Source organism: Luteibacter sp. NPDC031894 (genome assembly GCF_050273135.1).
Lineage (GTDB): Bacteria > Pseudomonadota > Gammaproteobacteria > Xanthomonadales > Rhodanobacteraceae > Luteibacter.
This window is the reverse complement of record NZ_JBNNMV010000006.1, coordinates 66003-84030: the sequence shown is the minus strand read 5'-3', so window position 1 is coordinate 84030 and position 18028 is coordinate 66003. Positions and strand designations below refer to the sequence as shown.

Sequence of the window (18028 nt, the reverse complement as noted above, 5' to 3'; positions counted from 1 at the left end):
CATAGCCCAGGGCCATGATTTTTCGATATGAGACAATGGACGCACCTTCCACCAGCGAGTCTTCCGTGAGCACGGCGCAGGCCGAACGTTTCGCCGGCATCGAACGCCTGTATGGCCGTGGCAGCCTCGACCGGCTGGGCCACGCCCACGTCTGCGTCATCGGCGTGGGAGGGGTCGGTTCGTGGGCGGCCGAGGCCCTCGCTCGCAGCGGTATCGGTCGGCTGACCTTGATCGACGGCGACGACGTTTGCCTGTCCAACACCAATCGCCAGCTGCACGCGCTGGACGGTCAGTACGGCAAGCCCAAGGTCGGCGTCGTGGCGGAGCGGATGCATGCCATCAGCCCGACCATCCGTCTGGAGGCGGTCGAACGGTTCCTCACGCCGTCCACCCTGGACGACCTCCTCGACCGGAATTACGACGTGGTGATCGACGCGTGCGACGCGTTGAAGGTGAAGCTGGAAACGATCGTCTGGTGCCGCCGGCGCAAGGTGCCGCTGGTGACCGTCGGTGCGGCAGGCGGGCGAACGGACCCGACGCAGGTCCGCGTGCGCGACCTGTCGCGTACCGAGCATGACGCGATGCTCAGCATGATCCGGAAGAAGCTGCGCCAGGAGCACGGCTTTCCCCGCAATCCCGATCGCTTCTTCGGCGTGTCGGCGGTCTACTCGCTGCAGAACGTGCAGTATCCGCAGGCGGACGGCAGTGTCTGCGGTGTTCGGCCTCCCGGCGCGGATGCGTTGAAGCTCGACTGCGGCGGCGGCCTCGGTGCGGCCACCCATGTCACGGGCGCGTTCGCCTTTGCGGCGGTGGGTAAGGCGCTTGAAAAGCTGACGGCGACGAAGGGCTGAGGCTCAGCGCGCGTCCGCCACGATGCGGAGGGCCTCCTCCAGTCGATCGAGACGTTCCTCAGCGCCGAGGGCGATGCGGATGCCGTCGACCGGCCGTCCCTCGCCCACGAAGCCCGTTGGTGCCGCCACGCGAACGCCTCGCGCGAGCAGGCGACTTTCGAGCGTGGTCGCTTCGGCGCACGGTAGCCACGCGTGCAAGCTCGCACCGGCGGTGACGAGCCCGGGGCCGAGGATTCGCCGTGCGATGGCGGCACGTTCCTTCATCGCGCTCGCCAGGTCGTCGAGGAGCACGTCGGCCGTGCCGTCGTCCATCAGGCGGCCGACCACGCGCGGCCAGAGGGCAGGCAGGCCGTCCAGGTCGCGCTCGACGGCGCGGGTCGCTCGTGCATGCGAGGGCGGGTCGGGATGCAGCAGCCAACCCATTCGCAAGCCGGGTCCGAGGATCTTCCCGATGCCGCCGGCATGCACGGTCCGGCATGGCGCGACGACCGAGAACGGAGGGAGTGGGGTTCCTCCGTGCCAGGCGAGTGGCGCGTACACGTCGCCCTCGATGATGCGCAGGTCCAGCTGCTCGGCGACCTGGGCGAGCTCCACGCGACGGGAGAACGGCATGGTCGCGGTCGTGGGGTTGTGCAGGGTGGGCTGCAGGTAGACCGCGTTGGCGGCGCTCTCGCGCTTGGACTGCGCGAGGGCGTCCGGTCGCATGCCGTGCTGGTCCATGGCCACCGCGACGCAGCGCAGTCCGGACGCTTGCGCGATCGTCCGGAACCCCTGGTACGTCCGCTCTTCGACGAGCACGGCAGACGACTCGTCTGCTTGCCCGGAGAGGAGCGCGAGGCGCAGGGCGTGCCGCGCGCCGTTGGTCAACATGAGGAGGGCGGGATCGACGGCGCCGTGCCCGCCGGTGCGCTCCAGCCAGCGCGCGACGGACTGCCTTACCTCGAACGGTCCCGCGGGATCCGGATAGCCCAGGTCGTCCGCGTCCACGCGTGTGGTCGAGAGCGCTTCGCAGAGCCGTGTCGCAGCCTGGCGTAGGAGCGGCAGGTTGACCGCGAGGTTGTAAGTCGGATTCATCGGCACATCATCGGTTAGGCTGCGCGCCATGTGGTGTGTCTATCTCATCGAATGCCGTAACGGCGCCTGGTACGCGGGAATCACCAATGACCTGGAGGCGCGCTATGCTGCGCACGTCGCAGGGAAGGGCGCCCGCTATACGCGCGCGAACCCGCCCGTCCGGTTGCTCGGCTCGCGAGCGTTTCCCGACCGTTCCGCCGCGTCCAAGGCCGAGCACGAGGTGAAGCGCCTGCCCAAGGCGAAAAAGCTGGCCTGGCTGTCGTACGGCGGGTGATGGGAGCGGGGTACCCGTGGTCATTGGCGTGGCTTACGATGGGCGCGATGAACACTCGCTTGCACACGAAGGTTACCGCGGATTGGCACCGCTGGATCGGCGAAGCACTGGCCGCCGGGAACCCGCCCGCGGAACTGCTGGCCACCATGAAGGAGAATCGCTTCGACGAGCGCGTCGCGCGCGAGGCGATCGCCGACGCGATGTTCGGCTCCGTGTCGCCTGTCGCGCCGTCACCCACCATGACGGCCGCGACGTTCAGGAGCCGGTTGGCCGCAGGCCACACGTTGCACGCGGGCGACCGTGACATCCGCGTGCTCGTGCGCGTGTCGCGCCCAACCATCGCGGTGCTCGACGGCGTGCTCGATACGGACGAATGCTTCATGCTCCGCGAGTTGGCGAAGTCGCGGCTCGAGCGGTCGCAGGTCGTCAATCCGGGCACGGGTATTGGCGTGGTGCAGGATATCCGCACGAGCGAAGGCGCCAACTTCGGCAGGGGCGAAACCGAGTTGATCGCGCGCATCGACGCGCGCGCCGCCGCGATCATGGGCCTGGACGAAGAACACGGGGAAGGCTTGCAGGCGATGCGCTACGGCGTGGGGGCCGAGTACGTGCCGCACTTCGACTTCTTCCCGCCCGACGATCCGGGCAGCGAGCCGCACCTGCGCCATGGTGGCCAGCGCGTTTCGACGCTCATCATGTACCTCGACGATGTCGAAGCCGGCGGCGAGACGGTCTTCCCCCGCATCGACTTCAGCTATGTCCCCCGTCGCGGCCAAGCCTTGTATTTCGAATACACCGCGCCCGACGGCTCGCTCGACCCGCTGTCCTTGCACGGCGGAGCGCCCGTCCTCTCGGGCGAGAAATGGATCCTGACCAAGTGGATGCGCGAGCGATCCTTCGCCGGTTGACGAGCCGTACCGTGACCTTTGGCCTATATCGGCCACGCGCGGGGAAACGCAATCTCGTCGGCTTCCAGGGGAGGGTGGAGCGATGCGTCGCGAGTTAGCCAGATTCGTCTTTTCGGCCATGGCCGGTGCGCTGTCATACGCCGGCGGCGCGTGGGCGCAGGTATCTCCGGCGCCGCAGCCGGCAGCCGCATCCACGGCAGCGACGCCGCCGGCGGTGACGGCTGTGCCGGCGGACATACCCTTCGCATCGCCCCGCGCCGGGTTCGTTCGCACACCCAGCGCGCCGGAGGCATGGGGCGGACCGCGCACCGGCAATGAGCCGACACTCTCCGATCGCGTCGTGTCCTACCGCATCCAGGCACGCCTGGATCCCGACAAGCATACGGTCGACGGCCAGCAACAGCTCACCTGGCGCAATCGCAGCGACCGGCCGGTGTCGGCGGTATTCCTCCATCTGTACCTCAACGCGTTCGAGAGCGAAGGCAGCACCTTTTTCACCGAGCGGCGCCTCCTCGCCGCGCACGGCGGATCGCGCGGCATCGCCCCTGTGAAGAAAGGCGAATGGGGTTACATCGACCTCGGGAACGTGGAGCAGGACGGTGCGGCACTGCGCTGGCGCTACGTGCATCCGGACGGCGGCCCCGATACCGATCACACCGTCGTGCGCGTCGACCTGGCGCAGCCCGTGCCGGCAGGCGGTAGCATCACGCTCGACATGAATTTCCACAGCCAGTTGCCGCGAGTCATCCTCCGCACGGGCTATGTGGGCACGTTCCACATGGTGGGCCAGTGGTTCCCGAAGATCGGCGTCCTCGAGTTACCGGGCGAACGCGGCGCCACCGAACCGCGCTGGAACGTGCACGAGTTCCACTTCAACAGCGAGTTCTATGCGGACTTCGGTGAGTACGATGTGCGGGTGACGGCCCCGAAGGAGTACGTCGTGGCCGCGGTCGGGGAGCAGCAGGGCGCTCCCGCCCCCGAGGGCAACGACCTCACCTGGCACTTCATCCAGGGCGACGTGCACGATTTCGCCTGGATGGCGGCACCGGGTTACAAGACGCTCGATGGCGAATACGCGGGCCCAGGCAGCCCGAAGGTGAAGGTCAGGGTGGTCTATCCACCGGAATACGCCGCCAGCGCGAAGCCCGTGCTCGAGGCGTCGATCGATTCCCTTGCCTATTTTTCGAGCACGCTGGGTCCGTACCCCTACAAGACGGTGACCGCCGTCGTTCCGCCGTTCAACGCGGCGGAGGCGGGTGGCATGGAGTACCCCACGTTCTTCACTGCCGAGAGTTTCACCAAGGTGGCGCCGAAGACGCTGGACGAGTACGAGCTCGACTTCGTGACGATCCATGAGTTCGGCCACGGGTATTTCTACGGCTTGCTAGCCTCGAACGAATTCGAAGAGCCGATGCTCGACGAGGGGCTGAACGAATATTGGGACGACCGGATGCTTCGTGACCGGGGTCAGGCGGTGTACCTGACCAAGCCGTTCTGGCGCTTCTTCGGCGTGGAACCGCCCCTCGACGTGTTCACCCTCGAGCGCCTGTCGGCGACGCTGCGCCATCCCTCCGATCCTCTCGGCCAGAACGCATGGGATCGTTTGTCCAGCGCGGATTACGGCACCGTGTATTCGCGCACGGCCACGGCGATGCACGACCTGGAGGAGCGACTCGGCAAGGACGTGACCGAGGAGGCCTTCAGGCAGTACTACGCGACGTGGCATTTTCGTCATCCCGGCATCGCCGACCTGCAGGCCACGCTCGCCGCCGTCTCCGGCAAGCCGGACGTGGTGGCACAGGTATTCGACCAGTACGTGTACGGCACCGAACGCATCGACGACAGCGTGAGCGAGATCGTCAGTGAGGAAGTGCTGCCGCTCGCCGGCAATCGCACGAAGGACGGCCGTCGTGAGGAACTGACCTCCGACGACAACGCGGCCGCGGTGGAGAAGCAACGGGACGCCTGGGAGAAAGCGCATCCGAAGGCGGCGCCGGGAACGGGTCCCTTCCCCTGGAAGACGACCGTCACGGTCCGTCGTGACGCCGCCCGTGTTCCGCAGATGCTCAAGGTGACTTTCATGGACGGCTCGGTGGAAACGGTGCGCTGGGATGACGACCGTCGCTGGGCGCGCTTCGTCTTCACCAAGCCGGTGAAGGGTGCCTCGGCCGAACTGGATCCGGACCGGAAGATCTACCTGGATTCGAACAAGCTCAACGACAGCCGCACGGTAGAGGCCGATCACGCGGCGTCGCATCGCTGGGGGGCGGACGTCGCGGCCCTCCTGCAAGGTTTCTACGCGCTCCTGGGGACCCTATGAACGGTCACAAACGACGTTCCTCCTTGTCGGCCATCGGAGGCGCGAGCGTCGCCGGGCTGCAGTGGCGGCTGATGCTCCTCTGGATCTTCGTCACGCTGCTCCCGACGATGGTGGTGGCCCTGCCTTTGTGGCGGGTGCTGGACGACCTGCTAGGGCATTCCGTGCACGCGGAGGCGTGGGCCGCGCACCTGGACGGCCTCATGTTCGGCGACGTGATGGCGGCGCTGCACAACGACAACGGCTGGACCGGGATGGCCTTCGTCGCAGGCATGCTGCTGACGCTGCTCACCGCCCCATTCCTCGCCGGCATGATCGTGGCGGGCGGTCGCGCCCATCGTGCGCTCGGTTTTGGCGGGCTGCTCCAGGGCGGTGCCGCGGAGTACGGTCGGATGCTTCGCCTGTCGATCCTTGCGCTCATTCCGTATGGGCTCTTCGCCGCGGTCGCTTACGGCACGTCGTCGTTCGCGCAGGACAAGGTCGATGCCGCCTTGCTCGCGTCGACAGCGGACTGGTACGAACATGGCGCGCTCGCCGTCACGCTTTTGTTCTTCGTCATTGCGCAAGCGATCGTCGAGTCGGCGCGAGCCCAGTTCATCGCGGATATCGGATTGCGTTCCGCCTTCCTCGCGCTCGGTCGCGGCTTCGTGCAATTCGTTCGCCGCCCATTCGCGACATTGTTCGTCTATCTCGTGATCACGCTGGTGGGCACGGTGCTCCTGGTCGCCATCGCATCATGGCGCGGTCACACAGCGGCGGCCGATAGCGGGCTCCCGCTGGGCCTCCTCATCGTGCAGCTGGGCGTGATCGTGGTGGCCTGGATGCGCACGGCGCGTTTGTTGGCCCTCGCGGGCCTCGTGGCGGCCAGCCAGCATCGGCGCCGCCGGACGGATTTCGCGCCGGTGTTGTAGGACCGATCAGCCGACGCGGCGGACGGCCCGGTGCGGCGGGTAGTACGCGAACAGGTGGGTCGCGCCGCCGAGGAAATCGATGTTGTCGATGTGCTCGCCGCCGAGGCGTTCGGCGACATGGTCGGACGCCTCGTTGCCGATGCGCACGAGGCTGATGACGCGCTGCGCGTGCATCTGCTTCCACGCAAAGTCGAGGATCGCCTCGCCCGCTTCGGTGGCATAACCGTGGTGACGGTGCTCCGGCTTCAGCATCCAGCCCAACTCAAGATCGGGCCAGCCTTCGGGCTTCATCAGGCCGGCGCGGCCAATGAATTCGCCGGTGTCCCTGAGCTCGATGGCCCACATGCCGCAGCCGCGCAACGCCCAGTGACCCAGGAGCATCGCCATGGAGCGCCAGGCGTTCATCCGGTCCAGGGGCTGGCCGTCGCCGATCCAACGCGTGCTGTCGGCGTCCGCGAGCATGGCCGCGTAATCGTCGAAGTGGCGTTCGGTAAGGGCGGTAAGCCGCAGGCGCGGCGTTTCCAGGACGGGAATGTCTGCTAGTGCCATCGAAGTGACCAGGTGTCAGCCCAGCAGACGTGCCAGCGCGCGGGTGCTCTGCGCGAGGCTTTCTTGCCAGGACAAGCCGGTTATTTTCTCACCAGTGGAGGCGTCTTGGAAGCTTTCTTCCTGCCCTGGTGCGAGAAGGTGCCTGTAATCCACCGTGATTTCAGTACCTTGCGCGAGGTCCTTCGCGGCGAAGATGAAGCCCAGGTGCCAGAGGCCCGTGGGCTCGAAGCTGTGGTTGACGTAGCACTCGTCCGGCCAATCCGGCGAGACGGTGTAGCGGTCCTCGAACCAACGGGCGGCGGCGTGGAGGTCCGCCGCGAGCGCCGGGGAGGTCGTGACCTCCGCCCAGCCGTAGGTCTCGTCGATGCGATCGGGCGCGGTGACGATACGGCCGGCCGCGACGAATTCGTCGACGAACAAGCCCTTGCCGGCGCCGGGAATGGCGGAATCGGCGATGCGGTAACGCGGCAGGATCATTGCTTCATCGAATCCCTGTTCCATGCGGGGACGCAGGTGCGTCCCAGCATGGGGCGCGAGTGTAGCGCTTTCGCCGCCGGTGGGAAGCGGCGAGCGCGCCGCCCGCGATCCTGCCTCAGTCCTCGTCGCCGCCCTTTGACCGCCGGGTCGGCTTCGCCTCCTTGGCGGGCTTGCCCCCGTCCACCTGGATGGCGTCGCGGTTGCGGTCGACGAGCGACGCGCCGATGCCCTTCACCTGGGCGAGCTGGTCGGCGGACTCGAAGGCGCCATTGGCGTCGCGCCAATCCACGATGGCCTGGGCCTTCGCCATGCCCACGCCATCGAGCGACTCGGCCAGCGTGGCGGCATCGGCGGTGTTGATGTTCACGGGCGTGGAGGCGATCGCGAGCGGCGAGAGCAGGAGCCCTGCGAGGGCGATGAGATAACGATTCACGGTGGTTCTCCTCATGGAGCGCCGGATGGCGCTGGGGCACTCTGGGATGCGCCGTCATGCAGGCGAACCGGCGGGCGACGGAAATGCGCGTGCGTGGTTACCGCAGCGCGTGGCCGCGCCCGCCCACACGCTCCCGGGCCGCGCTGTCGTCGCTGTTACAATCCACTTTTGACCAACGATCGTGGCCAGCCATGGATACCTCCCGAATTTCCTCCTTCGTCAGTGGCCTCTGGGACGCGGAAATCGTCCCGCAACTCGTCGAGTACATCCGCATTCCGAACAAGTCGCCGATGTTCGACGCCCAGTGGCGGGAGCATGGGTACATGGACCAGGCGGTGGCTCTCATGGAGACCTGGGCGCGATCCAAACTGCCGGCCCTCGACGGCGCCTCGCTCGACGTCGTGCGCCTGGAAGGGCGCACGCCGCTCATCTACATCGACGTGCCCGCGCAAGGCGTGCAGGGGCAGGGCACGGATGAAACCGTTGTCCTCTACGGCCACCTCGACAAGCAGCCCGAGATGACGGGTTGGGCCGATGACCTCGGCCCATGGACGCCCGTCATCAAGGGCGACAAGCTTTACGGCCGCGGTGGCGCGGACGACGGCTACGCCATCTTCGGCTCGCTGGCGGCGCTGCTGGCGCTGCGCGACCAGGGCGTGCAGCATGCGCGCTGCGTCATCCTCATCGAGGCCTGCGAGGAGTCCGGCAGTTACGACTTGCCGTACTACGTTGACCATCTCGCCGACCGGATCGGCAATCCCGCGCTGGTCGTCTGCCTCGATTCGGGGTGTGGCAACTACGACCAGCTCTGGCTCACGACGTCGCTGCGCGGCATGACCGGCGGCAACCTCACGGTGCAGGTACTGGAAGAAGGTGTGCACTCCGGTGACGCATCCGGCGTGGTGCCGTCGAGCTTTCGCATTCTGCGCGAGATCCTGGGACGTCTCGAAGACCCGGCGACCGGACGGATCGTGCCGAAGGAACTCTATGTCGATATCCCGCCGCAGCGCATGGAGCAGGCACGCCGTTCGGCGGAGGTGCTCGGCACGGCCGTCTACGACAAATTCCCCTTCGTCGAGGGCATGAAGCCCGTGACGGACGACCTTTCGGAACTGGTGCTCAACCGGACGTGGCGCCCGCAGCTGGCCGTCACCGGCATCGGCGGGATGCCGCCGCTCGACAGCGCCGGCAATGTGCTGCGTCCGAAGACGGCCGTGAAACTCAGCCTGCGCGTGCCGCCCACGCTGTCCGGGGCCGAGGCCGGCCAGTTCCTCAAGCAGTTGCTCGAAAAAGATCCGCCCTACGGCGCGAAAGTCACCTTCGACCTCGAGAAGGACGGCAGCGGCTGGAATGCGCCTGCCCTGTCGCCGTGGCTCGAGGAAGCCGTGGCGAAGGCGTCGGAGCATTACTTCGGCGCGCCCGCGGCCTACATGGGCGAAGGCGGCAGTATTCCCTTCATGGGCATGCTCGGAGAGAAGTTCCCCCAGGCCCAGTTCCTGATCACGGGTGTGCTCGGGCCGCACTCGAACGCGCATGGCCCCAACGAGTTCCTGCACATTCCCACCGGCAAGCGCGTGAGCATGGTGGTGGCGGATGTCGTGGCCCGGCACTTCCAGGAAGCGTCGAAGGCATGACCGCGGCGTCGGCGACGCTTGCCGGACGCCTCGGTGCCGTTCAGGCGTCGATCGCGGCGGCATGCCAACGCGCCGGCCGCGATCCGGCGGAGGTCATCCTGCTGCCGGTGAGCAAGACCTTCGGGGATGACGTGGTGCGCGAGGCCGTCGGCCTCGGGCTCCGCCGCTTCGGCGAGAACAAGGCACAGGAACTCCAGGCAAAGGCGACGGCGCTCGCGGCGGACGACCTGGCATGGGTGGTCATCGGCCACCTGCAGACGAACAAGGCCAAGGTCGTGGCCCAGTTCGCCAGTGAGGTCCAGTCGCTGGACCGGATCGACCTCGCGATCGCCCTGGACAAGGCTCTCCAGGCGCGTGGCCGGGGCATGGACGTGCTGGTGCAGGTGAAGACCTCGCCCGAGGAAACGAAGTCGGGCATCGCCCCCGAGGAGCTCCTGTCCTTCCTCGATGACCTGAAGGCCTTCCCATCCTTGCGTGTCCGCGGTCTGATGACGCTGGCCGAGGCGAGCGAGGACGAGGAGCGGGTCAGGGCGTGTTTCCGCACCCTGTATCGCCTGCGTGACAGGGCTCGCGAGGCGGGCCATGCGGTGGACCGGCTGTCGATGGGCATGAGTGGCGACTACGCGCTGGCCATCGCCGAAGGAAGCACCGAAGTGCGCATCGGCTCCGCGATCTTCGGGGCAAGGGCTTACAAGCCTTGAGGCTGACGCTGGCCCGCGGGCGGAGCTCCGCAGCCCGCCGCGTCCTCACGTATGTGAAGCCAAGTGCCTATACCTGTTCAGGTTTTCGCCTTCCAGGCCGCAGTTTTTTGCGACTAGTCTGAATCTTTCCTAGGAATGGCGGTTTTTAACTTTATGCGAACAACTAGGGGGAACGGGTTTGGTAACTTCACCGCTCGTTCACGGTCGTCTCACCTTCACGGCGGCTTAACTCCACGATGAATAGGCCTTTTCGCTCATGTATTTAAAGCGACTGACCGCTCTCGCGTTAGCCTCCTGCTGTCTCGCCACCGTAACACCCGTCATCGCCGACACGATCACCGCTCCACAGGCCCTTGATCAGTCCGCAACGCTCCTCCTGACCGACCTGCCGGTGTTTGCCCCGGCCACCGCCCTGGCCCAGTCCGCCGTCCCCGACGCCGCATCGCTCACCGCTCCGAAGGCTGTCGATACGGATACGGCGATTGCCTCCGATGACGACGCGCTCTCCGACGATGACGACGACAGCCTCGTCGCCGCCGCCACCACCAAGCTCGCCGGCCACGTCGATGGCCACGCTCGGGAGGCACTGCTCTCCTTCGCCATGAAGCTTCGCGACATCCGCTACCACCGCGGCGGCCGCAAGCCCTCCACCGGTTTCGACTGCAGCGGGTTCGTCCGCTACGTCTTCCTGCACAGCATCGGCCTCGACCTCCCGACCAACTCGGCCAGCCAGTTCCTTGCCGGCCTGAAGGTCAAGCGCAGCGAAATGAAGACGGGCGACCTCGTCTTCTTCCGCACCCGCGGCAAGGCGATCTCGCACGTGGGTATCTACATCGACAACGGACAGTTCATCCATTCGCCGTCGGCGGGCAAGACCGTCCGCGTCGACAGCCTCAACGAGGCCTACTGGGCCAAGCACTTCGTCGGCGCCAAGCGTCCCGAAGGCATCGCAAAGATCTGACGGGCACCCTTCAACGCATATTTCCGAAACGGCATGCTCCGGCATGCCGTTTTTTTTCGCCGCGTCGAACGATACGTTTCATGTATGGAAGAGGATCTCTTCCCTTATCGATTCGACTCAATTCAGGGACTAGCCTACTGTCATCGGCTCATTCCTGGAGGTCATCGTGGACGGCTCTTCGTCCGCCGCGCCGGCGGTTGTCGATCGGCGCATACGTCATGGCACGCCGGCGTTCCGGCGCACCAATCTCGCCTTGTTCTCCTCGGGCTTCGCCACCTTCGGTCTGCTGTATTGCGTGCAGCCGCTGATGCCGGCGTTCTCACGTGCGTTCGGCGTCGATGCGGCGGGCAGCAGTCTGTCGCTGTCGCTGACCACGGGCGTGCTCGCGGTCGCGATGCTCTTCGCGGGCGCCATCTCCGATGCATGGGGACGCAAGCCGGTCATGCTGGCTTCCTTGATCGGCTCGTCCGTACTGGTCCTTGCGGCGGCAGTGGCGCCGAACTGGTCGTCGCTGCTGGTGCTGCGCACGCTACTTGGCATCACGCTGGCGGGCCTGCCGGCCGTGGCGATGACCTACGTCAGCGAGGAGATCCACGGCGACTCGCTGGGCTTCGCCATGGGCTTGTATATCGGTGGCAACGCCATCGGTGGCATGGGTGGGCGGCTGATCTCCGGGTTCGCGGCAGGCCACAGCTCGTGGCGCGTCGCCGTCGCCGTCATTGGTGCCATGGGCCTGGTCGCCGCCGTGCTGGTAGCACGCGGGCTGCCGCCGTCGCTGCACTTCGTGAAGCGTCGCGCGCGTCCGCGCGCGTTGCTTGCCTCCTTCGCGTCGCTATGGCGCGACAAGGGACTGCCGTGGCTCTTCGTCGAGGGTTTCCTGCTGATGGGCGCGTTCGTCACGATCTACAACTACGTGTCGTTCCGTCTCCTCGCGCCGCCGTTCTCGCTGTCGCAGGCCTTCGTCGGGGCGATCTTCCTGGTCTACCTCGTCGGCGTCGTGGGCTCGGCCTGGATCGGTTCGATCGCGGGAACCCTGGGCCGCCGCCGCGTGTTCTGGAGCACGTTCGTGATGATGCTGGCAGGGGTGGCGCTGACGCTGAGTGCGTCGGTATGGGCGATCGTCCTCGGTATCGCCGTCCTTACCTTCGGGTTCTTTGGCGGCCATTCCATCGCGAGCAGCTGGGTCGGCAAGCGCGCCACGTTCGCTCGTGCGCACGCGTCCTCGTTCTACCTGTTCTCGTACTACATGGGATCGAGTATCGCCGGGTCGCTCGGCGGATTCGCCTGGACGCACGGGGGGTGGAACGGCGTGGGCTGCTACGTGGCGGCGCTGGTCGTGGTGGGCCTCGTCATCGCGCTGAAGCTCCGCAGCCTCACGCCTTCAGCATCAGCTTCATGAAGGCTTTCACGAGGGGCGAGGCGTCGTCGCGGCGGTGGGTTAGGTAGAGCGCGCTTGCCGCATCGGGCGAGTCGATGGCCACATAGGCCACGCCTTTCACCTGCACCTGTCGCAGCGAACGCGGCAGCACCGCCACGCCCATGCCGGCGGCCACGAGTCCGATCATCGTGGACGACTCGCCGGCTTCCTGGGCGATGCGCGGTACGAATCCGGCATTGCGGCACATCGTGAGCAATTGGTCATGGATGCCGGTGCCCGCGGCGCGGACGAACACGACGAAGTTCTCATCCGCCAGTTCCTCCATCTGCAATGAGCCGCGCTTCCGCCGCGCCAGGGGATGGTCGGCGCGTAAGACGGCAACCAGCGGGTCGTCGACGAGCTTGTGCGTGACCAGTGCGGGAGGCACGCGGGTACCGCGCACGAGACCGACCTGCTGGCGGCCGTCCAGCAGGCATTCCACCTGCTGCAGCGTGTTCCGTTCCTGCAGCACGAGACGCACGGCGGGATAGGCGTCGCGAAATGCGCGGATCGCCCGGGGAAAGACGTCGCTGAGCGGCGTGCTGCGCGTGAAGGCGACCTGGAGTTCGCCGATCTCGCCACGCTCGGCGCGGCGGGCCATGTCGCCCGCATCGTCCACGCGGGCCACGATGTCCTTTGCCGCGTCGAGGTAGAACTGGCCGGCGGCGGTAAGCTCGACACGGCGATTGGTGCGGCGGAGCAAACGCACGCCGAGCGCGCTTTCCAGGTCGCGAATCTGCTGGCTCAGCGGCGGCTGGGACATGCCCAGCCGTTCCGCCGCGCGACTGAAGTGGAGCTCCTCGGCCACGGCGATGAAATAGCGCAGGTGGCGGAGCTCGATGCCCATGCCGTCAGTCCGGGCGGACGCGGATCAGGCCTTCCTGTGCCGTGGAGGCGACGAGGACGCCGTCGCGGGTGTAGATAGTGCCGCGGGCGAGGCCGCGCGAACCCTGCGACGTCGGGCTGTCGAACGAATACAGCAGCCACTCGTCGATGCGGAACGGCCGGTGGAACCACAGTGCATGGTCCAGGCTCGCCATCTGCATGTTGCGGGTGAGGTACGAGATGCCGTGCGGCAGCGTGGCGGTGCCGATCAGGTGGAAGTCGGAAGCGTAGGCCAGCAGTGCCTGGTGCAACGACAGTGTGTCTTCGATGGGCGCCGTGAGGCGGAACCAGATGTGCTGGTAGGGCGGCCGCTTCGCCGGGCGCAGTTCGTCACGCGGCCAGACATGGCGGAACTCGAACGGGCCGTCGACGCCGAGCCAGCGCTGGGTCTTTTCGGGCAACCGGCCAAGCTGCTCGGCGGACACCGACGGCATCGGTTCCACGTCCTCGGGCGCGGGCACCTCGGGCATGGACATCTGGTGTTCGTAGCCCGTTTCCGGTTCCTGGAACGAGATGGAGCTGTTGAGGATCGGCTGGCCGTGCTGGATCGCCACCACGCGGCGGGAGGAGAACGAGCCGCCGTCGCGGGTGCGTTCGACGCTGTAGACGATCGGCGCGTTGATATCGCCGGCACGCAGGAAGTAGGCGTGGAGGGAGTGCGCTTCGCGTCCCGCATCCACCGTGCGTTGCGCAGCCGATAGCGCTTGCCCGAGCACCTGGCCGCCGAAGACGAAGCGCGTGCCGATGTCGCGGCTCTGGCCGCGGAACAGGTTGTCTTCCAGGCGTTCGAGTTCGAGCAGTTCGACGAGTTCGCCGACGTGGTTGTCCGACATGGGGATCCCTGGATAAGGCGGTGGCGCGAAGGGCGGCAGTATACCGGGGCTAGCCGGCGAGCCGCCCGAGGCGCCCTGTGTCGTACGCGCGCGCCCAGGGGAACTGCGGGCCCGGATCGCGCTTCCGCGGTACCTCGTTTTCGGGATCGTCGCTGGACGGCACCATGGCCGTGTCCAGGTCTTCGTGGCCGGCGATGTGGCGAAGCGACGGGAAACGTTCCACGAGGTGGTCCAGCAAGGCGCGGAGCGCCGCGATCTGCCGGTCGGGGTAAGGCTCGGTCATCGTCTGGCGCGCGGAATGGAACCAGTCGGGGTAACGGCCCGTGTTCACGAGTTCGATCCCGATGGAGCGCGGGTTGTACCCGCGGGTGTGGTGGGCGACGCGCAGCGGGTCGACGTAGCACAGCACCGAGCCGTCCCGGTCGATGTAGTAATGGCCGCTGTTGCCCGCGCCGGAGTCATGGAGGACCCGTTCGCCGTACTCCCGGGCCATGGCCAGGTCGGGCAACTCCGTGCAGTGGATTACCACGAGGTCGATGTCGTCCGGCCTGCGTTCGGGCAGGCGCGACTCGTAGGGCAGGGGGGCGTGGAGGATGTCGATCATGCCGCTTTGATAACATAGGCGGTCATTCCGCGTACGGAGACCGCCATGCGCGGCCACATCATCCTTTCCCACGGTTCCGATTCCGGGCCCGACGCCACCAAGGTAAGCGCGCTGGCGGCGCTCGCCGAATCGCTCGGCTGGCGCACGGCTCGCCCGGATTACCGTGAAGACGATGCCCAGGGCCACGCCGGCTCGATCGCGCCGCGCCTGGCGCGGCTGGCGGCGTCCATCGCGGCCTCGCCGGTACCGCCGGTGCTCGTGGGGTCGAGCATGGGCGCCTTCGTTTCCGGCCTTGCGTCCATCGACGCGCCCGTGGCGGGCCTTTTCCTGCTTGCCTTGCCGACGCGGATTCCCGGCTACCCGCGGCCATTCGCCGTTCGCGAAGGTGTCCCTTCCTTCCTCGTGCACGGTTATGCGGACGACGTATGCCCGCTGGACGAGGCGGTGGCCTTCGCCCGTGGCCATGCCATGCCGGCCCTCCTGGTGGAGGACGATCATCGCCTCGGCGCGAGCCTGCCGGATATCGAGGCGGCCTTCCGCCGCTTCCTGGACGGGCTCGCATGAGCAACTTCTTCGCCACCTGCCCGAAAGGCCTCGAATACCTGCTGAAGGACGAGCTCGTCGCGCTGGGTGCCGGCGACGTGCGCGAGGCGCTGGCGGGCGTGTCTTTCACCGGCGCGCTGGAAACGGCTTACCGGGCCTGCCTGTGGTCGCGCATGGCCAGCCGCGTGCTCCTGCCGCTGGCGGAATTCGACGCCGCGGACGCGGACGCGCTCTATGCGGGCGTGCAGGGCATCGACTGGGCGGAACACGTCGCGCCGCACGGCACGCTCGCCGTCGACGCGAACACCGCGCAGAGCAAGCTCACCCACAGCCAGTTCATCGCGTTGAAGACGAAGGACGGCATCGTCGACCAGTTCCGCGCCGCCAGCGGCGCGCGGCCCGACGTGGACCCGGAGGAGCCGGACCTGCGCGTGAACGTGCGCGTGCGACGCGACCGCGCCACGGTCTCGATCGACCTGTCCGGTTCGCCCCTGCATCGTCGCGGTTGGCGCGAGCAGCAAGGCGAGGCGCCGCTGAAGGAAAACCTCGCGGCGGCGATGCTGGTTCGTGCGCAATGGCCGCGTATCTACGCGGAAGGCGGCGCGCTGGTCGACCCCATGTGCGGATCGGGCACGCTGCTCATCGAAGGCGCGCTGATGGCCGCCGACGTCGCACCGGGCCTGCGCCGCGACTACTACGGCTTCCTCGGTTGGCTGAAGCACGACTACGCGCTCTGGCGTTCGATCTATGACGAAGCGAAGACGCGCGCCGATGAGGGCCTGCGAAACCTGCGCCCCGTCTTCTTCGGCAGCGACTCCGATCCGCACATGGTGCAGACCGCGAAGCGCAACGCGCAAAGCGCCGGCGTGGCGGGCTTCCTCCACCTCGACCGTCGCGACGCGGTGCACGTGGAGCCGCCGCCCGGTACGCCGCTCGGCCTGGTCATCACGAACCCGCCCTACGGCGAACGCCTGGGCGACCGCGCGGAACTGCCGCTGCTGTACCGCGACTTCGGCCAGGCCCTCAAGGATCGGTTTGCCGGCTGGCGCGCCGCCGTGCTCGCGGGCGACGAAGAACTGGGCCGCGCGCTGCGCCTCAGCCCCGACAAGCGCTACGCGCTGTACAACGGCGCGCTGGAAACACCGCTATTGACGTTCGCGTTGCGTGCGAGGGACGAAGCGCCGCGCGAGGTGAAGCCGCTCTCGACCGGTGCGCAGATGCTGAAGAACCGGCTCGAGAAGAACGTTCGCCACCTGCGCAAGCGTCTCGCTCGGGAAGGCATCACCTGCTGGCGCGCCTACGATCAGGACTTGCCCGAGTACGCCGCCGCCGTCGACGTGTACGAGGACTGGCTGCACGTCCAGGAATACAAGGCGCCGCAGGACGTGCCGGTGGACGTTGCGCGCATCCGCGTGCGCGAGATCGTGCGCGTGGCCGGCGAGGTCTTCGGCGTGCCGCGCGAGCGGATCGCGGTGAAGACGCGCGAGCGCGGCAAGGGTGGTTCGAAGTACGGCCAGTTCGACCAGAAGGGGGAGTTCGTGGAGGTGCACGAGGGCGGGCTGGCCTTCCTCATCAATCCCACGGATTACCTCGATACCGGTTTGTTCCTCGATCATCGCCTCGTGCGCGCGCGCATTCGTGAACTGGCGGCCGGAAAGCACTTCTTGAACCTGTTCGCCTACACCGGTACCGCGAGCGTCTACGCGGCGGCCGGCGATGCCCGCGACACGACCACGGTCGACCTCTCCGGCACCTACCTGGACTGGGCCTCGCGCAACCTCGCGTTGAACGGATTCACCGGCAACCGGCACCGTCTCGTCCAGGAGGACGCGTTCACCTTCCTGCGCAACCGGTCGATGCAGTACGGGCTGATCTACGTGGACCCGCCGACGTTCTCCAATTCGAAGAAGGCGGACGACTTCGACGTCCAGCGCGATCACGTCGAACTCCTTATGCTCTGCGCGGAGCGTCTGCTGCCCGACGGCGTGATCGTTTTCTCAAACAACTTCCGGCGTTTCCAGCTTGATCGGGCGGCGCTCGAACCCCATTTCTCCATTGAAGACTGGAGCGCCCCGAGCATCCCCTTCGACTTCACGCGGCGGCACGACATCCATGGCTGCTGGCTGCTCCGAAAGCCGTTCGTGAACCCGTGGAAAACGTGAAGGGACGGTCGAGAAAACTTCAGTCCGGATTCAGCGCCAAAGCGCGAATCTGCGCTCGACACCCGGAGGTAACTGTCATGAAAGGTAAGTTCGTCAAGTCGAGTCTCGCCCTTGCCGCCGCTGGTCTGATGGCGTTCGCGCCCGGCGCGTTCGCGCGCGGACACGGCTACTACGGCGGCGGCTACCATGGCGGGTACGGATACCACGGTGGTTATCACGGCGGTTACTACCGCGGTGGCGGTCATTACGACCACGCGGGTCGTTGGATCGCCGGCGCCATCGTCGCCGGTGCCGTCGTCGGCCTCGTGGCGAATGCCACCGCGCCGCGCACGGTCGTCTACGACCGCCCGGTGTACTACAGCCGTCCGTCGACGGTCGTCTACGAAGACGCGCCGGTCGTGACGCGCCGCGTGACCACCACCACGACCTACGTGGACGATGGCTACGGCACGCGCTACGTCCGCGACGACGGTTATTGATCCGTCGCGGTGACG

19 protein-coding genes are annotated in these 18028 nt (G+C 67.1%); 12 read left to right on the top strand and 7 right to left on the bottom strand.

The window, feature by feature from the left end; all coding sequences use genetic code 11:
• The first annotated feature begins 35 nt into the window (after positions 1 to 35).
• Positions 36 to 851 (top strand): tRNA threonylcarbamoyladenosine dehydratase, encoded by an 816-nt coding sequence (locus ACQKIE_RS15400; RefSeq protein WP_427460666.1) that lies wholly within the window; start codon positions 36 to 38, stop codon positions 849 to 851.
• Positions 852 to 854: 3 nt separating this feature from the next.
• Here the strand turns inward: ACQKIE_RS15400 and ACQKIE_RS15395 are convergent, their stop codons facing one another.
• Positions 855 to 1925: a PLP-dependent aminotransferase family protein gene (locus ACQKIE_RS15395; RefSeq protein ID WP_427460664.1), complete on the bottom strand. Its 1071-nt coding sequence runs from the start codon at positions 1923 to 1925 to the stop codon at positions 855 to 857.
• Positions 1926 to 1953: 28 nt separating this feature from the next.
• On the opposite strand from ACQKIE_RS15395, the gene ACQKIE_RS15390 reads away from it, so the two are divergent.
• The 4 genes from ACQKIE_RS15390 to ACQKIE_RS15375 all read left to right on the top strand — a co-directional run bounded on the left by ACQKIE_RS15390 (position 1954) and on the right by ACQKIE_RS15375 (position 6335).
• A complete protein-coding gene (locus ACQKIE_RS15390; RefSeq protein ID WP_427460662.1) occupies positions 1954 to 2199 on the top strand; it encodes a GIY-YIG nuclease family protein in 246 nt (81 codons plus the stop codon).
• Between the two features lie 47 nt (positions 2200 to 2246).
• Positions 2247 to 3107, top strand: a complete 861-nt coding sequence (locus tag ACQKIE_RS15385; protein WP_427460660.1) for a 2OG-Fe(II) oxygenase — start codon at positions 2247 to 2249, stop codon at positions 3105 to 3107.
• A gap of 82 nt (positions 3108 to 3189) precedes the next feature.
• Complete coding sequence (locus ACQKIE_RS15380) at positions 3190 to 5427, top strand: M1 family metallopeptidase (RefSeq protein WP_427460658.1); 2238 nt, start codon at positions 3190 to 3192, stop codon at positions 5425 to 5427.
• 23 nt (positions 5428 to 5450) lie between these two features.
• Positions 5451 to 6335, top strand: coding sequence for a hypothetical protein (locus ACQKIE_RS15375; RefSeq protein ID WP_427460656.1), 885 nt, complete (start codon positions 5451 to 5453; stop codon positions 6333 to 6335).
• Between the two features lie 6 nt (positions 6336 to 6341).
• Here ACQKIE_RS15375 and ACQKIE_RS15370 read toward each other — a convergent pair whose 3' ends face one another.
• The 3 genes from ACQKIE_RS15370 to ACQKIE_RS15360 form a co-directional block, all read right to left on the bottom strand.
• On the bottom strand, positions 6342 to 6884 hold the full coding sequence (locus ACQKIE_RS15370) for a GNAT family N-acetyltransferase (protein ID WP_427460654.1): 543 nt from the start codon (positions 6882 to 6884) through the stop codon (positions 6342 to 6344).
• Positions 6885 to 6899: 15 nt separating this feature from the next.
• Positions 6900 to 7361, bottom strand: a complete 462-nt coding sequence (locus ACQKIE_RS15365; protein ID WP_427460652.1) for a hypothetical protein — start codon at positions 7359 to 7361, stop codon at positions 6900 to 6902.
• A gap of 115 nt (positions 7362 to 7476) precedes the next feature.
• On the bottom strand, positions 7477 to 7794 hold the full coding sequence (locus ACQKIE_RS15360) for a ComEA family DNA-binding protein (protein WP_427460650.1): 318 nt from the start codon (positions 7792 to 7794) through the stop codon (positions 7477 to 7479).
• Between the two features lie 191 nt (positions 7795 to 7985).
• Between ACQKIE_RS15360 and ACQKIE_RS15355 the strand changes: the two genes are divergently transcribed.
• The 4 genes from ACQKIE_RS15355 (at position 7986) to ACQKIE_RS15340 (ending at position 12489) form a co-directional block, all read left to right on the top strand.
• On the top strand, positions 7986 to 9428 hold the full coding sequence (locus ACQKIE_RS15355; RefSeq protein WP_427460648.1) for a M20 family metallopeptidase: 1443 nt from the start codon (positions 7986 to 7988) through the stop codon (positions 9426 to 9428).
• Positions 9425 to 10129, top strand: a complete 705-nt coding sequence (locus tag ACQKIE_RS15350; protein ID WP_427460646.1) for a YggS family pyridoxal phosphate-dependent enzyme — start codon at positions 9425 to 9427, stop codon at positions 10127 to 10129. The genes ACQKIE_RS15355 and ACQKIE_RS15350 overlap by 4 nt, the downstream gene beginning before the upstream one ends.
• Positions 10130 to 10385: 256 nt before the next feature.
• Complete coding sequence (locus ACQKIE_RS15345; RefSeq protein WP_427460643.1) at positions 10386 to 11090, top strand: C40 family peptidase; 705 nt, start codon at positions 10386 to 10388, stop codon at positions 11088 to 11090.
• A 166-nt stretch (positions 11091 to 11256) separates the two neighbouring features.
• Positions 11257 to 12489: an MFS transporter gene (locus tag ACQKIE_RS15340; RefSeq protein ID WP_427460641.1), complete on the top strand. Its 1233-nt coding sequence runs from the start codon at positions 11257 to 11259 to the stop codon at positions 12487 to 12489.
• Here the strand turns inward: ACQKIE_RS15340 and ACQKIE_RS15335 are convergent.
• The 3 genes from ACQKIE_RS15335 to ACQKIE_RS15325 are packed head-to-tail and all read right to left on the bottom strand — an operon-like array spanning position 12464 to position 14829.
• Positions 12464 to 13354, bottom strand: coding sequence for a LysR family transcriptional regulator (locus tag ACQKIE_RS15335; protein ID WP_427460639.1), 891 nt, complete (start codon positions 13352 to 13354; stop codon positions 12464 to 12466). The genes ACQKIE_RS15340 and ACQKIE_RS15335 overlap by 26 nt on opposite strands.
• Before the next feature lie 4 nt (positions 13355 to 13358).
• Positions 13359 to 14225 (bottom strand): acyl-CoA thioesterase II, encoded by an 867-nt coding sequence (tesB, locus tag ACQKIE_RS15330; protein WP_427460637.1) that lies wholly within the window; start codon positions 14223 to 14225, stop codon positions 13359 to 13361.
• Positions 14226 to 14274: 49 nt separating this feature from the next.
• Entirely contained in the window at positions 14275 to 14829 is a 555-nt protein-coding gene (locus ACQKIE_RS15325) for an N-acetylmuramoyl-L-alanine amidase (RefSeq protein ID WP_427460635.1), read from the bottom strand.
• Positions 14830 to 14874: 45 nt separating this feature from the next.
• On the opposite strand from ACQKIE_RS15325, the gene ACQKIE_RS15320 reads away from it, so the two are divergent.
• From ACQKIE_RS15320 to ACQKIE_RS15310, 3 genes are all read left to right on the top strand, one after another.
• Entirely contained in the window at positions 14875 to 15393 is a 519-nt protein-coding gene (locus ACQKIE_RS15320; protein ID WP_427460633.1) for an alpha/beta hydrolase, read from the top strand.
• Positions 15390 to 17534 (top strand): bifunctional 23S rRNA (guanine(2069)-N(7))-methyltransferase RlmK/23S rRNA (guanine(2445)-N(2))-methyltransferase RlmL, encoded by a 2145-nt coding sequence (gene rlmKL / locus ACQKIE_RS15315; RefSeq protein WP_427460631.1) that lies wholly within the window; start codon positions 15390 to 15392, stop codon positions 17532 to 17534. The genes ACQKIE_RS15320 and rlmKL overlap by 4 nt, the downstream gene beginning before the upstream one ends.
• Before the next feature lie 77 nt (positions 17535 to 17611).
• Complete coding sequence (locus ACQKIE_RS15310; RefSeq protein WP_427460629.1) at positions 17612 to 18013, top strand: hypothetical protein; 402 nt, start codon at positions 17612 to 17614, stop codon at positions 18011 to 18013.
• Positions 18014 to 18028 lie beyond the last annotated feature (15 nt).

Bases quoted from the DNA above. Each gene is read 5' to 3' on its own strand.
- ACQKIE_RS15400 (WP_427460666.1), top strand. From the start codon at position 36: ATGGACGCACCTTCCACCAGCGAGTCTTCCGTGAGCACGGCGCAGGCC.
- ACQKIE_RS15395 (WP_427460664.1), bottom strand. From the start codon at position 1,925: ATGAATCCGACTTACAACCTCGCGGTCAACCTGCCGCTCCTACGCCAG.
- ACQKIE_RS15390 (WP_427460662.1), top strand. From the start codon at position 1,954: ATGTGGTGTGTCTATCTCATCGAATGCCGTAACGGCGCCTGGTACGCG.
- ACQKIE_RS15385 (WP_427460660.1), top strand. From the start codon at position 2,247: ATGAACACTCGCTTGCACACGAAGGTTACCGCGGATTGGCACCGCTGG.
- ACQKIE_RS15380 (WP_427460658.1), top strand. From the start codon at position 3,190: ATGCGTCGCGAGTTAGCCAGATTCGTCTTTTCGGCCATGGCCGGTGCG.
- ACQKIE_RS15370 (WP_427460654.1), bottom strand. From the start codon at position 6,884: ATGGCACTAGCAGACATTCCCGTCCTGGAAACGCCGCGCCTGCGGCTT.
- ACQKIE_RS15365 (WP_427460652.1), bottom strand. From the start codon at position 7,361: ATGATCCTGCCGCGTTACCGCATCGCCGATTCCGCCATTCCCGGCGCC.
- ACQKIE_RS15355 (WP_427460648.1), top strand. From the start codon at position 7,986: ATGGATACCTCCCGAATTTCCTCCTTCGTCAGTGGCCTCTGGGACGCG.
- ACQKIE_RS15350 (WP_427460646.1), top strand. From the start codon at position 9,425: ATGACCGCGGCGTCGGCGACGCTTGCCGGACGCCTCGGTGCCGTTCAG.
- ACQKIE_RS15345 (WP_427460643.1), top strand. From the start codon at position 10,386: ATGTATTTAAAGCGACTGACCGCTCTCGCGTTAGCCTCCTGCTGTCTC.
- ACQKIE_RS15335 (WP_427460639.1), bottom strand. From the start codon at position 13,354: ATGGGCATCGAGCTCCGCCACCTGCGCTATTTCATCGCCGTGGCCGAG.
- tesB (WP_427460637.1), bottom strand. From the start codon at position 14,225: ATGTCGGACAACCACGTCGGCGAACTCGTCGAACTGCTCGAACTCGAA.
- ACQKIE_RS15325 (WP_427460635.1), bottom strand. From the start codon at position 14,829: ATGATCGACATCCTCCACGCCCCCCTGCCCTACGAGTCGCGCCTGCCC.
- ACQKIE_RS15320 (WP_427460633.1), top strand. From the start codon at position 14,875: ATGCGCGGCCACATCATCCTTTCCCACGGTTCCGATTCCGGGCCCGAC.
- rlmKL (WP_427460631.1), top strand. From the start codon at position 15,390: ATGAGCAACTTCTTCGCCACCTGCCCGAAAGGCCTCGAATACCTGCTG.
- ACQKIE_RS15310 (WP_427460629.1), top strand. From the start codon at position 17,612: ATGAAAGGTAAGTTCGTCAAGTCGAGTCTCGCCCTTGCCGCCGCTGGT.